We start from the raw sequence: 15,107 nt of genomic DNA, 5'->3' as shown, positions 1-15,107 counted from the left end.
ACCAGAAGACGGCACCCGGTCCCGCACCCCCGGCCACCGCGCGACCGGCTTGCCGGGCGACCCACACCGACCCCGCCGTTCACCGTCACCGGAGTACCTCATGCCTTCGCCCCCGTCGGAGCCCTGGCCCGACGACCCCCGGGCCAACGACCTCAGGCTCGACGCCCTCCCGGGCCGTCTCGCCGCCGCACTGCGCCGGTTCCTGTGGCCGTTCGCCCGGACTCGGGAACAGTCGGCCGACCCGTCTCAACGCCTCGCGCTGGATCTGGAGGACTGCCGACATCAGCGCGACCGTTGGAGGCGTCACGCCGACTCCTACGAGCGGGAGTTGACCCGCGTCCGGATGGAACGCGCGCACCTGTTGGCCTGGTTGGCGGCGCTGCACCCGTCCAGCGCCGTACTGACCGACGGCGGCGGCGCCGGGGCCGGCGGCTCGTACGCGCTGTCCCTCCGGGCCGGGGAACGTGGTCTTTCCTGGTCGCTGGCGCCCGCCGAACTCCCGCTGTTCACCCATGTTCCGCATGCGGAGCCCGCCAGCTCGACCCCGCTGAGCGAGGCGGACCAGGCGGCGCACATCCGTGATCACACTCGGCTGCTGGCCATCGAGGGCATCCTGTCCGCGGCCCCGGCCGAGAGGCCGTCGCCGATACGGTCCGCGCGGTCCGGTGACCGTCACTGAAGACCTGCGGGCGCCCGCCGCGGCGACCTCGCGAGACCCCGGTCGGCACGCTCGGGAGGCACGTCGGCCGGACCCACCACGCCCCCCTGCAAGGCGTCCGGCAGGGGGGCGTGGACCATCCCGCCCGACGGCCCGGAGCCGACCGAGCCCCCAGCAACAGCTCACAGCCAGCCGGCGAACTCCAGCAACAGCTCAGCGTCCTGCGCGCGCCCCACGCGAAGTGCCCGTACCCCGGACTCCACGGCCCGGAACAGCGTCCAACCGCGCAGCCGCTCCTGGTCCACGTCCAGCGACTCCGCGAGCCGCTTCACCCGCCGTCGCGTCGTCGCGGCACCCGAAGGCGAGGCGATCAGGTCCTCCACCCGGTCCCGGACCAGCCGGGCCAGATCGAACGCGCACTCGCCGACCACCGGATCCGGCCCCACGGCAAGCCACGGCGTCCGCTCCCCGGCCAGCACCTTGCTCTGCCGGAACGTCCCGTGCAGCAACCGATGCTCGGGCGGCGAGACCAGCAGCTCCGCCCGAGCGGCGAGCGCGGCGTCGACCAGCCCCGCCACCTCCGCCGAAGCCGACGCGGTCGCCCGCATCGCCTCCGCCTGCCGACCCGTCCGCTCGGCCACCGTCTCGAACACATGGTCCCCGGGCGGCTCCACCCAGAGCCGCCGCAAGGTACCCGCGGCCTCCAGCAGCGCCTTCGCCTCCGGCAACGACCGCACCGAGACATCGGGATGCAGCCGCTCCAGCAGCAGCACCCCTTCCGTGGTGAACGGCTCCAGCAACTGAACCGCGCCCAGACCGCCCCAGTGCGCAAGCGCCGCCCGCTCGCTCTCCGGACGGGCCCGCGGCGGCGCCAGCTTCAGGACCGCCGGGGTGTCGTCCGCGCGTCGGACCAGCACGACCAGGCTGCTGCGCCCGCCGGGCACCTGCACCCGCTCCACGGTCAACTCGCGTAGCGTCACGGCCTGCTGGGCCGCCTCGGGCAGCTTCTCCAGCCAGCCCTCGGCGTCCGGTGCCGTCTCACCGAGCGCCCTGACCAGACGCCGCGGCGGTTCGAAAGCCATACGCGAGAGTTTCCTTCCAGTACGCGTCACGCCGTGGGCGTCGCCGATGCCGAGCCGGTGGCCGCACGCTCGGCGAGCCCAGGGAAGGCTACGCTCTCGCCGCGCCAGCGCACCGCCCGCACCGCCGCCTCCCGCAGCGCCTCGGCGGCCGTACGCCGCCGCGGGCCCGTGGAGGCACGCACCAGATCCGAGTAGACCCCGGCCACCCGGTCCTCCACCTCGGCGGCCAGCCGGGCCGCCGCCGAGGAGTCCGGCACCGCGAACGGCAGGGCGTACCCCGCCTCCGCCGGCACCGGCTCCCCGCCCAGGTCCAGCACCTCGCGCACCAGGAGGTCCCGCCGGGCCCGATGAGCGTCGTACGCGCCCCGCGCCTCGCCGCGACGCCCCTCCCGGATCCGCCCACCGACGACGCCGTACCCGTACACCGCCGCATGCTCCGCGGCCAGCGCCGCCTGGAGAGCCGTCAGCTCCCCGGCCTTCGCCTTGCTCACGCCTCACCCTCCGTCAGCAGATACACATGGGCCGCTCCGGCCGCCGCCACCGAGGCCAGCAGCCGGGCCAGTTCGCCGGGCAGGTCCAGCAGTGCCTCGGTTCTCCGGTCCGCCAGAGTCCGTTCGGCGGTGGCGAGTTCCGTCAGGGCGACTTTCGCGTCAGTCGGTACCGCCGACGGGCTCACCGATACAGAAGGGGAAGCAGAGGCGGAGGGTGTTGCCGTTCCCGACGCCGTACCGCCGAACGCCGCCACATGCCGGACCACCTCCGCGCGCAGCGGTCGCAGCCGCTCCGCGAGCCCGGGATGCGCGGCGATCACCGCGTCGTAGTGCTCCACCAGCCCGGCGCTGTCCCGGGCCGCACGCGCGCGTGCCCGGTCGGCGGCCGACGGGCTGCCGGCGGTGCCGTCGGTGTCCGGTGCGGACGAACAGCCCACGAGCAGGACCGCCCCGGCGGCCGAGGCGAACAGGCTCCTTCTGCGCGGCCCGGAGGGCATGCGCGGCGGCGGGGGAAACGGCACGGCAGACGTCCTCGGGGGCTCGTACGGAGGGGTGGGCGGCACGCCCGTGATCACGGTACCCGTGGCCATGTCCAAGACCACTCACCGGCACCCGTCCGCTACCCGATGGACGGCAACACACCCCCGGACCGGATACCCTTTGACCAGACACGCGACCCATCCCACAACAGCACACGCGGCCGAGGAGTCACCCGGATGAGCACCACCCAGAGCGAGAGGCTGCGAGAACTTCTGGAACCGCTCGTCAGCTCCCAGGGCCTTGATCTCGAAGAGATCGCCGTGGACTCCGTCGGACGCAAACGGGTGCTGCGCGTCGTCGTCGACTCCGACACCGGAGCCGACCTGGATCAGATCGCCGATGTGAGCCGCGCGCTCTCGGCGAAGCTCGACGAGACCAATGCGATGGGCGAAGCCGCGTACGACCTCGAAGTGGGCACCCCCGGCGCGGAGCGCGAGCTCACGGAGCACCGGCACTACGTGCGCGCTGTCGACCGCCTGGTGAAGTTCCAGCTCGGTGAGGGTGGAGAGCTGGTGGCCCGGATCATGACCGTGGACGACGAGGGCGTGGACCTCGAAGTGCCCGGCGTGAAGGGCCGCAAGGCCACGAGCCGCAGACTCGCCTTCGGTGACATCGCCAAGGCCCGCGTGCAGGTCGAGTTCAACCGCAAGGACAAGAAGGACATGAAGGAAGAGGAGGAGGCGTAGCCGTGGACATCGACATGAGCGCCCTGCGGGGCTTGGTTCGGGAGAAGGAGATCTCCTTCGACCTGTTGGTCGAGGCGATCGAGTCGGCCCTCCTCATCGCGTACCACCGCACCGAGGGAAGCCACCGCCACGCGCGCGTGAAGCTCGACCGGGAGTCGGGGCACGTGGTCGTGTGGGCGAAGGAGGACCCCGAGGACCTCGAAGAGGGCCAGGAGCCCCGGGAGTTCGACGACACCCCGTCCGACTTCGGCCGGATCGCCGCCACCACCGCCAAGCAGGTCATCCTCCAGCGGCTGCGCGACGCCGAGGACGACGCCACGCTCGGCGAGTACGCGGGGCGCGAGGGCGACATCGTCACCGGTGTGGTCCAGCAGGGCCGCGACCCGAAGAACGTGCTCGTGGACATCGGCAAGCTGGAGGCCATCCTGCCGGTGCAGGAGCAGGTGCCCGGCGAGACCTACCCGCACGGCATGCGGCTGCGCAGTTACGTCGTACGAGTGGCGAAGGGTGTCCGTGGCCCGTCCGTCACCCTCTCGCGCACGCACCCGAACCTGGTGAAGAAGCTCTTCGCCCTGGAGGTGCCGGAGATCGCCGACGGGTCGGTGGAGATCGCCGCCATCGCGCGTGAGGCCGGGCACCGTACGAAGATCGCCGTACGCTCCACCCGTTCCGGTCTGAACGCCAAGGGTGCCTGCATCGGCCCCATGGGCGGCCGGGTGCGCAATGTGATGGGCGAGCTGAACGGCGAGAAGATCGACATCGTCGACTGGTCGGACGACCCGGCCGAGATGGTGGCGAACGCGCTCTCCCCGGCCCGCGTCTCCAAGGTGGAGGTCGTGGACATGGCGGCCCGGTCCGCCCGGGTCACCGTGCCGGACTACCAGCTGTCGCTGGCGATCGGCAAGGAGGGGCAGAATGCCCGACTTGCGGCCCGCCTCACCGGCTGGCGCATCGACATCCGTCCCGACACCGAGCAGCCCGGGGAATAGATCCGCGCCGCAGGTGGCTTAGATCACGACAACAACCGTTCGATTCTTGCCCCAAAGGGGTGAGGTCGGTGCGGGGAGGTAGACTTAACAGTGTCTGGCCGGACGCGAGCCCCAGCATGCCCCGAGCGCACCTGCGTGGGATGCCGGGAGCGAGCGGCCAAGAAGGACTTGCTGCGGATCGTGGCGATTAAGGACGAGTGCGTCCCGGATCATCGCGGTACGCTGCCCGGCCGGGGTGCATATGTGCACCCCGCCCTGGTCTGTCTCGACCTGGCGGTACGCCGTCGGGCGTTCCCACGGGCGTTGCGCGCCCCGGGACCGCTCGACACCAAGGCGTTGCGCCTCTACGTCGAGCAGGCAACACCGTAAGAAGCGTTGCGCGGAACCCCCGCGCGGCCCAGGTACCCCGCGAGTTGGAAGTAGGTCGAGATTGCGATGAGCACTCGATGAGCACGCGATGAGTACGCCCATGAAGTAGCGACGGTCCGGACGCAACCCGGACCTAAAAGGAGCGAAGTGGCTAAGGTCCGGGTATACGAACTCGCCAAGGAGTTCGGTGTGGAGAGCAAGGTCGTCATGGCCAAGCTCCAGGAACTCGGTGAATTCGTCCGTTCGGCGTCTTCGACCATCGAAGCGCCCGTTGTCCGTAAGCTGACGGACGCCCTCCAGCAGGGTGGCGGTGGCGGCAAGCCCGCTTCCGCCCGCAAGGCTGCCCCGGCGAAGCCGGCAGCCCCCTCCCCGGCGCAGGCTGCCCGTCCGGCCGCCCCGCGCCCGCCGGCCCCCAAGCCGGCCGCCGCCGAGAAGCCCGCGGCTCCCGCCGCGTCGGCCGCTCCCGGCCCCCGTCCCACTCCGGGCCCGAAGCCCGCGCCGCGGCCCGCCCCGGCGTCCCCGGCTCCGACCACGCCCGAGTTCACGGCGCCCCCGGCGGCTCCCGCCGCCCCGGCCGCCGCTCAGGGCCAGGGATCCGGCGCGCGTCCGGGCGCTCCGCGTCCGGGTGGCCAGGCCCCGCGTCCGGGCGCCCCGCGTCCCGCGGGCGGTCCCGGTCAGGGTGGTCAGGGCCGCGGTGACCGTGGCGACCGTCCCGGCGCTCCGCGTCCGGGTGGCCAGGCGCCGCGTCCCGGTGCCCGTCCGGCCGGTCCCCGTCCGGGCAACAACCCCTTCACCTCTGGTGGCTCCACCGGCATGGCGCGCCCGCAGGCGCCCCGTCCGGGCGGTGCCCCGCGTCCGGGCGGCCCCGGTGGCCCCGGCGCTCCCGGCGGCGCTCCGCGTCCGCAGGGCCAGGGCGGTCCTCGTCCCCAGGGCGCGGCGGGCGGTCCCCGTCCGCAGGCCCCGGGCGGCGCGCGTCCCACCCCGGGCGGCATGCCCCGTCCGCAGGGCGGCGGCCCGCGTCCCGGCGGCGGCCCCGGCGGCCCCCGTCCGAACCCCGGCATGATGCCGCAGCGTCCCGCTGCCGGCCCGCGTCCCGGCGGTGGCCCCGGCGGCCGCGGTCCGGGCGGTGCGGGTCGTCCCGGCGGTGCCGGTCGTCCCGGTGGCGGCGGCGGCTTCGCCGGTCGTCCCGGTGGCGGCGGTGGCGCCCGTCCGGGTGGCGGCGGCGGTTTCGCCGGTCGTCCCGGTGGCGGTGGCCCCGGCGGCGGTGGCGGCGGCTTCGGCGGCGGCGGTGGCCGTCCCGGCTTCGGCGGTCGTCCGGGTGGTCCCGGTGGCCGTGGTGGCACGCAGGGCGCCTTCGGCCGTCCCGGCGGTCCCGCGCGTCGTGGTCGCAAGTCGAAGCGGCAGCGGCGCCAGGAGTACGAGGCCATGCAGGCCCCGAGCGTCGGCGGCGTGATGCTGCCGCGCGGCAACGGCGAGACCATCCGTCTCTCCCGCGGCGCGTCGCTCACCGACTTCGCGGAGAAGATCAACGCCAACCCGGCGTCCCTCGTCGCGGTCATGATGAACCTCGGCGAGATGGTCACGGCCACGCAGTCCGTCTCCGACGAGACGCTCCAGCTCCTCGCGGGCGAGATGAACTACGAGGTTCAGATCGTCAGCCCCGAGGAGGAGGACCGCGAGCTGCTCGAGTCCTTCGACCTGGAGTTCGGCGAGGACGAGGGCACCGAGGAAGACCTGGTCGTCCGTCCGCCGGTCGTGACCGTCATGGGTCACGTCGACCACGGTAAGACCCGACTCCTCGACGCCATCCGCAAGACGAACGTCATCGCGGGCGAGGCCGGCGGCATCACCCAGCACATCGGTGCCTACCAGGTCGCGACCGAGGTCAACGGCGAGGACCGCAAGATCACCTTCATCGACACCCCGGGTCACGAGGCGTTCACCGCCATGCGTGCCCGTGGTGCGAAGTCGACCGACATCGCGATCCTGGTCGTCGCGGCCAACGACGGCGTCATGCCGCAGACGGTCGAGGCGCTCAACCACGCCAAGGCGGCCGACGTCCCGATCGTCGTCGCGGTCAACAAGATCGACGTCGAGGGCGCCGACCCGACCAAGGTCCGCGGTCAGCTGACCGAGTACGGCCTGGTCGCCGAGGAGTACGGCGGCGACACGATGTTCGTCGACATCTCCGCCAAGCAGGGTCTGCACATCGACTCCCTGCTGGAGGCCGTGATCCTGACGGCCGACGCCTCGCTCGACCTGCGCGCCAACCCCAACCAGGACGCGCAGGGCATCTCGATCGAGTCCCGGCTCGACCGCGGCCGCGGTGCCGTGGCGACGGTCCTCGTCCAGCGAGGCACCCTGCGGGTCGGCGAGACGATGGTGGTGGGCGACGCCTACGGCCGCGTCCGCGCCATGCTCGACGACAACGGCAACAACGTCGCCGAGGCCGGCCCCTCGACCCCGGTCCAGGTGCTGGGTCTGACCAACGTCCCGGGTGCGGGCGACAACTTCATCGTGGTGGACGAGGACCGTACGGCCCGTCAGATCGCGGAGAAGCGCGCCGCCCGTGAGCGCAACGCCGCGTTCGCCAAGCGCACGCGCCGCGTCTCCCTCGAGGACCTGGACAAGGTGCTCAAGGCCGGCGAGGTCCAGCAGCTCAACCTCATCATCAAGGGCGACGCTTCTGGTTCCGTCGAGGCCCTGGAGTCCTCGCTGCTCCAGCTCGACGTCGGCGAAGAGGTCGACATCCGCGTCCTGCACCGCGGCGTCGGTGCGGTCACGGAGTCCGACATCGACCTGGCGATGGGCTCGGACGCCATCGTGATCGGCTTCAACGTCCGTGCGGCCGGCCGCGCGGCGCAGATGGCCGAGCGCGAGGGCGTGGACGTCCGCTACTACTCGGTCATCTACCAGGCGATCGAGGAGATCGAGGCGGCCCTCAAGGGCATGCTCAAGCCGGAGTACGAAGAGGTCGAGCTCGGTACGGCGGAGATCCGCGAGGTCTTCAAGTCGTCCAAGCTGGGCAACATCGCGGGTGTTCTCATCCGCTCCGGCGAGGTCAAGCGGAACACCAAGGCGCGCCTCATCCGCGACGGCAAGGTGGTCGCGGAGAACCTCAACATCGAGGGTCTGCGTCGCTTCAAGGACGATGTCACCGAGATCCGCGAAGGGTTCGAGGGCGGTATCAACCTCGGCAACTTCAACGACATCAAGGTCGACGACGTCATCGCGACGTACGAGATGCGCGAGAAGCCGCGCGCGTGACCTGACACGCGACTGGGGCCGGTCGGCGGAAGTTATTTCCGTCGATCGGCCCCGGCCGTTGCGTGTACGGTTCCCGTATCGGCGTCGACGCGGCGCCCGTACCCCGAACCGGCGGGACATCCGGAACACACATGTATGTGGGGACTCTGTCCTTCGACCTGCTTCTCGGCGACGTCCATTCGTTGAAGGAGAAGCGCTCCCTGGTCCGTCCGATCGTGGCCGAGCTCCAGCGCAGGTACGCGGTGAGCGCGGCGGAGACGGGCCATCAGAACCTCCATCGCAGGGCCGAGATCGGGCTCGCGATGGTCTCCGGGGACACGGGCCACCTCTCCGACGTACTGGACCGCTGTGAGCGGCTGGTCGCCGGGCGGCCCGAGGTGGAACTGCTCTCGGTTCGACGCAGGCTCCACAGCGACGAAGACTGAAGCAAGAGAAAAGCACTTAAGGAGACGGACCAGTGGCCGACAACGCGCGGGCGAAAAGGCTGGCGGACCTCATCCGGGAGGTGGTGGCCCAGAAGCTGCAACGCGGGATCAAGGACCCGCGGCTCGGCACGCACGTCACCATCACGGACACCCGGGTCACGGGTGACCTGCGGGAGGCGACCGTCTTCTACACGGTGTACGGCGACGACGAGGAGCGCAAGGAGGCGGCCGCCGGACTGGAGAGCGCCAAGGGCGTGCTCCGCTCCGCCGTCGGCGCCGCGGCGGGCGTGAAGTTCACCCCGACGCTGACCTTCGTGGCCGACGCGCTGCCCGACACCGCCCGGACCATCGAGGACCTCCTCGACAAGGCGCGCACCTCCGACGCGAAGGTGCGCGAGGCGTCCGCCGGCGCCGCCTACGCCGGTGAGGCGGACCCGTACAAGAAGCCGGGTGAAGACGAGGACGACAGCGCCGAATGACCCAGAAGAACCGGACGCCCGACGGCCTTGTCATCGTCGACAAGCCGTCGGGCTTCACTTCGCACGACGTGGTCGCCAAGATGCGCGGGATCGCCAGGACCCGCCGCGTCGGCCACGCCGGCACCCTCGACCCCATGGCGACGGGCGTGCTCGTCCTCGGCGTCGAGAAGGCCACCAAACTGCTCGGTCACCTCGCGCTGACCGAGAAGGAGTACCTGGGCACGATCCGGCTCGGCCAGACGACCCTGACCGACGACGCAGAGGGCGAGATCACGGGGTCGTCAGACGCCTCGAAGGTCACCCGCGAGGCCGTCGACGCCGGGATCGCCAAGCTGAGCGGCGACATCATGCAGGTGCCGTCCAAGGTCAGCGCCATCAAGATCGACGGCGTGCGCTCCTACAAGCGGGCACGTGAGGGCGAGGAGTTCGAGATCCCGGCCCGCCCGGTCACGGTCTCGTCCTTCACGGTGTACGACATGAGGGACGCGGTCGCCGAGGACGGCACCCCGGTCGTGGACCTGGTGGTGTCCGTGGTCTGCTCCTCCGGCACCTACATCCGCGCCCTTGCCCGTGACCTGGGCGCCGATCTGGGCGTCGGCGGCCACCTCACGGCGCTGCGCCGGACGCGGGTGGGCCCGTACAAGCTGGATTCGGCGAAGACGCTGGACCAGCTCCAGCAGGAGCTGACCGTGATGCCGATCGCCGAGGCCGCCACCGCCGCGTTCCCGCGCTGGGACGTGGACGCCAAGCGGGCGCGGCTGCTCCTCAACGGCGTACGCCTGGAGATGCCCGAGGAGTACGCGGGCCGCGGGGCGGTGGCGGTGTTCGATCCGGACGGCCGCTTCCTGGCGCTCGTCGAGGAGCACAAGGGGAAGGCGAAGAGCCTGGCCGTCTTCGGCTGAGGCTCTTGAGGGTCTGCTTCTGAGGATCTGCTTCGCCCGTGGAGCGGCGCGCACGGGGTATTGCGCTGCCCGCCGCTCCACGGTCCCCCCTCGGTTCCCCCACCCCTAGGGTGTATCCACCCGTCGCCCTCTGTTCACCCTCGCGGGCAGGCGCTCGGAGTGAACCGAGGGAGCGGAAGGGGGCGCGTTCGCCGAGCGATCTGTCCCGCTGATCATCCCGCGCCTACCGTCGATTCAGGCACGGCTGTACGGCGGGGAGGTTCGACCATGGCGGGACGGGGCCCGCGGCCCAGGGGCGGCCACGGGACACCGGAGGACGGCGCGCGGATGTCCGGGTTCCCCCGGGACGCCGACGGCGCCCTGGTCCGCATCCACGATCTCGCCGGGCGCCTGCGCGGCCTCGGCTTCGTGGCCGACCACCACGGCACGGTGATCACCAGCCACGAGGCGGTGGACGGTCTGCCCCGCCTGGTCCTCAGCACGACCGAAGAGCGCACCTGCGTGGCGACGGCCGACGCGATCACCGCCCTGCCCACCCTCGGTCTCGCGCTGGTGCGCACGGAGGGCCTCGACGCGGAGCCGCTGCCGGTGACGGTCCGGGAGCGCCCCGAGCCCGGCCGCTACGTCCGTATCGCGGCAGGCGGCTGGCGAGAGGCGAGGATCCTGGGCACCACCCCCGTGACCTACACCGCCACGGACCGCGTCCACCACCTCTCCCACACCCTGGAACTGGCGATCGGCACGGCGGGCCGGGACGCGCTGCGCCTCGGGGGAGGAGCGGCGGGCGGCCCGGTCCTGGACGCCGAGACGGGTGCGGTCATCGCCGTCCTGGGCACAGCCCTCCGCAACAGCCACCGCGACGAGGGCTTCGCGATCCCACTCCACCCTCCCGCCCCCGGCCCACTGTCCGACCTCCTCTCCGAGAACGCCACCACGGTCCCCGCCTACGGCGCCGACCTGAACCTCGCGGGCGTCCTGGAACTGACGGCGACTACGGTGGGCCAGGACGGCCCGCCCGGCCCGACGGAGGCAGCGCCGGTGGAACGGGCCTGCCCGGCAAGGGAGTTCGACACCTTCACCTCGTCCACGAAAGCCTCCGTACTCGCCCTGGTCGGCCCCCCGGGAAGCGGCCGTACGACAGAACTGGCCGCGCTGGCCACCCGCCGCCACCGGGGCCCGGCCCCCGCGCCCACACTGTGGCTGCGCGGCGCCGACCTGAAGGCGGACGACACGTCGGTGGCGGACGCGGCGACCCGAGCCGTCTCCCGAGCGGCCCGCATCATCGCAGCGTCCCGAGCGACGACGCCGGAGGCGCTGGGCGACCTGACCCCCGAACACCTGACCCGAACGACCCCCCACCCCCTGCTCCTCCTCCTCGACAGCCCCGAGGAAATGCCGCCCCTCCTCTCCCACCGCCTGCCCGCCTGGACGTCCGGCACGGCCGAGTGGCTCCGAGAGACGGGCGCGAGGCTGGTGGTGGCATGCAGGGAGGAGTACTGGGAGGCGGCTGGGGCGATGTTCCCGGGGGAGATGCTGTACGCCGGAGGACCTGAACAGGACGACGAACACCAGGTGGCACAACTCGACGCCGGCCCCGGCATCTCAGCCTGTCCGTCGTTCGAAGCTGAGCCCGCAGCCGTCCCGAGCTCCCACCCGCCCTTCCCGGCCTCTCCGGCGTTTGAGGCCGAGCCTGCAGCCGTCCCGAGCCCGCACTCACCCTTCCCAGCCCGTCCGGCGTTTGAGGACGAGGCCCCTTCAGGGCCGACGGGGGTCCAGGGGGCGGAGCCCCCTGGCGGGGTGGAAGGGGCGGAGCCCCTTGAGGATGGGACGGGTAGGGGCGGCGGGGGCGAGAACAGTCGGCGGCTTCCGGGGTGTGTGCGGCTGGGGGAGCTCACCCCGGCCGAAGCCGAACTGGCCCGCGCCGGATACGGCATCCCCGACACCGCCCTGCTCCCACGCGACGCCCGCCACCCCCTCACCCTCCGCCTACTCTCGGAGGTCCGCACAGCCCTCCCCGACGCCCCCCACACCCGCATCGCCAGGGACGACGTCCTAGCCGCCCACCTGGACCTCATGTGCCTCCGCATCGCCGTACGCCTCGCCGCGGAGAACGGCCTGAGAGGCACCGCCGTCAAACGCCTCGCCGCAAAGGTCGCCGGCCAGATCCACGAGGCCGCCCGCCGCAGCCTCGGCCCCGGCCAGGGCGAACTGGACCGCAAGTCGTTCGAGGCCGTCTTCCCCTGGGGCCCGGCCCCCGCAGGGCTCGGCGGCGGCACCGGCTGGGCCTCCGCCGTCCTCACCGAGGGCCTCCTCGTCCCAGCCGGCCACGGCTACCGCTTCGCCCACGAGGAGTTCGCCAACTGGATCCAGGGCATGCACCTCGACCTGGACGAAGCCCTGCGCGCCTTGGTCCACCGCCGCCGCACGGAGGACCACCACCCGCTTCCCGTACCGCACCACCGCATCGGCCCGGTGGTGGAGGCCCTGCTCCTCGTCGCCCGCCAGCACACCCCACTCCAATTCGCCCTGAAACTCCAGGAGTTGGTGCACGCCCTGGAGGCCGACCCGCACTCCTGGTGGGCCGCCCGCCTCCTCTCCCAGGCCCTCCTGAGGGTCCCCGACGCGACCCCGTACACCGACGTGCTGCACACCCTCACCCACCGCATCGTGGCCTGGCGACAGCAACGGCAGCCCGTACCCGCCGAGTTCGGCCCGGACTTCTGGACCGCCCTGCCGCTGCCGTGCGAGGCCCGTCTGGACCTCCTGCACCGGCTGGTCCTCGCGGACACCAGGACGGGCCCCCGGTACCTGGACGCGGCGGCCCGGCTCCTCGTCGCCGACGCCACCGCCGTACAACCGCACCTCACCCGCTGGTTCCACGACGACCGTCCGCTGCCCGCGACGCCGCACGCGACCGTCGCCCGGGCCGCGCAGGCGCTGCTGCACACGCACCGGCACGGCGCGCTGGACGATCTGACCGAGACGCTCGTGGAGGCGGGACACCGGCGGGCCGACGAGCTGCTCGCCGTGCTGGCGGAGGAGGAGCCGTCCGCGATCTGCCGGGCCGTCGACCGATGGGCGCACGACGAGCGGCCCGCGCGGCGCGTCGCGGCCGTGGCGTACGGCCTGCGCGCCGCCCCGCACGTCCGCACCACCGCCGACCGCGAACTCCTGCGCTACGCCGCCCTCGCCCTGCTCGCCCGCCCCGCCGACTGCACCCTGCACGGCGGCGCGCTCGCCCTGCTCGTCCGCGACCCGTACACCCGGGACCGCCATCTCCCGCTCGCGCTGCGGCACTTCGCGGCCGGTGACCCGCAGTTCCCGCCGAACGCCCTGGTCGGCGCCCTGGCCACCCACCCCGACCTGGTCCTCGACGCCTTCCGGGAGCGGCTGCGCCACCCGGACGCGGGCCCAGCCCTGCGCACCCTCGCCGACGTCACCACCCCGGCGCTGGCCGGCCGGGTCGTCGTGCTGGTCCGGGAGGCGGTGGAGCTGCGACCGGAGCGGGCCGGGGACGTCGCCGCCTACGTGGACCGCCGCCTGGACCAGGGCCCGGCCGCCCGAGCCGTACTGTTCCCGCTGGTCACCGGCCTCCTGTACGGCGCCCCCGAGCCGGTGCGCGCCGCCCTCGCCGGCATCCTCGCGACCCCCGGCACCCCCGGCTCCCGCCCCCTGCGCCAGGAACTCCTCGAACTCCTCCTCGCCCAGGAGCGCGATCCGGCCGTTCTGGACGCCGTACTGCACGCTGCCGCCCAGCAGGACGGCGAGGGGCTGCGCGACCTGGTCCACCGCACCGGACTCCTCCTCGTCCGCACGCCGGACGGCGCGAGCCGTTTCGACCGCGGCCTGGTCGATCTCGGCCGCCATGTGCCCGGCTTCGCCGCCCGGGTGGCGGGCTGGCTCACGGATCAGCCGCAGGACTGGGCGGCCGTGGTGGGGCCCAGTACGCGGCGGATGATCGAGAATCTGGCGGGCGTCCGCGTCCCTGCCTGAGCGAACCAGCCTCGAACCGAATTCCCGAGCCGAATCTCGAACCGAATCTCGAGCAGACCTCGAGGGAGATCTGATTGACCGGATCGCGTCACGTGCGAACCGTCACAGCCTCCATGCCGATGCGGGGCGGGAGCACGCGGCATGGCACCCTTAGACCTGCGTAGAAGGTAGTGACGGACACGGGTTCGACAAGGAGCGGTCACAGTGCAGCGCTGGCGTGGCTTGGAGGACATCCCCCAGGACTGGGGGCGCAGCGTCGTCACCATCGGTTCCTACGACGGTGTCCACCGCGGACACCAGCTCATCATTCAGCACACCGTGGATCGCGCCCGCGAACTGGGCCTGCCCGCGGTGGTGGTCACCTTCGACCCGCACCCCAAGGAGGTGCTGCGCCCGGGCACCCATCCGCCCCTGCTGGCCCCGCACCACCGGCGGGCCGAACTCATGGCGGACCTGGGCGTGGACGCGGTCCTGGTGCTCCCGTTCACCACGGAGTTCTCCAACCTGTCCCCGGCGGACTTCATCGTGAAGGTCCTCATCGACAAGCTGCGCGCCAAGGCGGTGGTCGAGGGCCCGAACTTCCGCTTCGGCCACCGTGCGGCGGGTGACGTCATGTACCTGGCCGAGCTGGGCAAGACGTACGACTTCGACGTCGAGGTCGTCGACCTGTTCGTGTCCGGCGAGGCGGGCGGCGGCCAGCCGTTCTCCTCGACCCTGACCCGGCGGCTGGTCGGCGAGGGCGATGTCGAGGGCGCGATGGAGATCCTGGGCCGCCCGCACCGCGTCGAGGGCGTGGTGGTGCGCGGCGCCCAGCGGGGGCGTGAGTTGGGCGTCCCGACGGCGAACGTCGAGACCCTCCCGCACACCGCGATCCCCGCGGACGGCGTGTACGCCGGCTGGCTGCACGCCCAGGGCGAGGCGATGCCGGCCGCGATCTCCGTAGGCACCAACCCGACGTTCGACGGCACCGAGCGCACGGTGGAGGCGCATGTCATCGACCGCGTCGGCCTCGACCTCTACGGCCTGCACGTCGCCGTCGACTTCCTGGCCTACGTGCGCGGTCAGGTGAAGTTCGACTCGCTGGACGCGCTGATCGAGCGGATGGGCGAGGACATCAAGGTCAGCCGCGAACTGACAGCGGCGGCGGAGGCGGGCGACCGCTGACGGCGGCCACGACGCCAAAGGGCGGCCGGTGCCTCACGGGCACCGGCCGCCCTTTGGGTTCG

General features: G+C 72.5%; 13 protein-coding genes. 10 read left to right on the top strand and 3 right to left on the bottom strand.

Translation table 11 applies throughout. From position 1 onward, the window contains the following. Positions 1–100: 100 nt before the first annotated feature. The gene (locus tag BN159_RS47040; RefSeq protein WP_015657499.1) at positions 101–679 is read left to right on the top strand and encodes a hypothetical protein; all 579 of its coding nucleotides are present in this window, start codon (positions 101–103) and stop codon (positions 677–679) included. Positions 680–840: 161 nt separating this feature from the next. Here the strand turns inward: BN159_RS47040 and BN159_RS13285 are convergent, their stop codons facing one another. The 3 genes from BN159_RS13285 to BN159_RS13275 are packed head-to-tail and all read right to left on the bottom strand — an operon-like array spanning position 841 to position 2,752. Further along, a complete protein-coding gene (locus tag BN159_RS13285) occupies positions 841–1,740 on the bottom strand; it encodes an aminoglycoside phosphotransferase family protein (protein WP_015657498.1) in 900 nt (299 codons plus the stop codon). A 26-nt stretch (positions 1,741–1,766) separates the two neighbouring features. Beyond that, positions 1,767–2,231, bottom strand: coding sequence for a ferritin-like domain-containing protein (locus BN159_RS13280; RefSeq protein ID WP_015657497.1), 465 nt, complete (start codon positions 2,229–2,231; stop codon positions 1,767–1,769). After that, positions 2,228–2,752 carry a hypothetical protein gene (locus BN159_RS13275; RefSeq protein WP_086016424.1) on the bottom strand — a complete coding sequence of 175 codons (525 nt, stop codon included), beginning with the start codon at positions 2,750–2,752 and terminating at the stop codon, positions 2,228–2,230. The genes BN159_RS13280 and BN159_RS13275 overlap by 4 nt, the downstream gene beginning before the upstream one ends. A 195-nt stretch (positions 2,753–2,947) precedes the next feature. Between BN159_RS13275 and rimP the strand changes: the two genes are divergently transcribed. The 9 genes from rimP to BN159_RS13235 all read left to right on the top strand — a co-directional run bounded on the left by rimP (position 2,948) and on the right by BN159_RS13235 (position 15,045). Continuing rightward, positions 2,948–3,457 carry a ribosome maturation factor RimP gene (gene rimP, locus BN159_RS13270; protein ID WP_015657495.1) on the top strand — a complete coding sequence of 170 codons (510 nt, stop codon included), beginning with the start codon at positions 2,948–2,950 and terminating at the stop codon, positions 3,455–3,457. 2 nt (positions 3,458–3,459) lie between these two features. Further along, positions 3,460–4,446, top strand: a complete 987-nt coding sequence (gene nusA / locus BN159_RS13265) for a transcription termination factor NusA (RefSeq protein ID WP_015657494.1) — start codon at positions 3,460–3,462, stop codon at positions 4,444–4,446. A gap of 90 nt (positions 4,447–4,536) precedes the next feature. After that, the gene (locus tag BN159_RS43890; RefSeq protein ID WP_186287343.1) at positions 4,537–4,815 is read left to right on the top strand and encodes a YlxR family protein; all 279 of its coding nucleotides are present in this window, start codon (positions 4,537–4,539) and stop codon (positions 4,813–4,815) included. A 147-nt stretch (positions 4,816–4,962) separates the two neighbouring features. After that, complete coding sequence (infB, locus tag BN159_RS43885) at positions 4,963–8,082, top strand: translation initiation factor IF-2 (protein ID WP_078598794.1); 3,120 nt, start codon at positions 4,963–4,965, stop codon at positions 8,080–8,082. Between the two features lie 131 nt (positions 8,083–8,213). Next, positions 8,214–8,507 (top strand): DUF503 domain-containing protein, encoded by a 294-nt coding sequence (locus tag BN159_RS13255; protein ID WP_015657490.1) that lies wholly within the window; start codon positions 8,214–8,216, stop codon positions 8,505–8,507. 32 nt (positions 8,508–8,539) lie between these two features. Beyond that, entirely contained in the window at positions 8,540–8,986 is a 447-nt protein-coding gene (rbfA, locus tag BN159_RS13250; RefSeq protein WP_015657489.1) for a 30S ribosome-binding factor RbfA, read from the top strand. Continuing rightward, positions 8,983–9,888: a tRNA pseudouridine(55) synthase TruB gene (gene truB, locus BN159_RS13245; protein ID WP_015657488.1), complete on the top strand. Its 906-nt coding sequence runs from the start codon at positions 8,983–8,985 to the stop codon at positions 9,886–9,888. Before rbfA ends, truB begins: the two co-directional genes overlap by 4 nt. Before the next feature lie 267 nt (positions 9,889–10,155). Continuing rightward, positions 10,156–13,881, top strand: coding sequence for a trypsin-like peptidase domain-containing protein (locus BN159_RS13240; RefSeq protein ID WP_015657487.1), 3,726 nt, complete (start codon positions 10,156–10,158; stop codon positions 13,879–13,881). A 204-nt stretch (positions 13,882–14,085) separates the two neighbouring features. Further along, positions 14,086–15,045, top strand: coding sequence for a bifunctional riboflavin kinase/FAD synthetase (locus tag BN159_RS13235; protein ID WP_015657486.1), 960 nt, complete (start codon positions 14,086–14,088; stop codon positions 15,043–15,045). Positions 15,046–15,107 lie beyond the last annotated feature (62 nt).

This window comes from Streptomyces davaonensis JCM 4913 (assembly GCF_000349325.1).
Classification (GTDB): domain Bacteria; phylum Actinomycetota; class Actinomycetes; order Streptomycetales; family Streptomycetaceae; genus Streptomyces; species Streptomyces davaonensis.
Note: the sequence above shows the minus strand (reverse complement) of the source record. Positions and strands in the feature narration are given on the sequence as shown.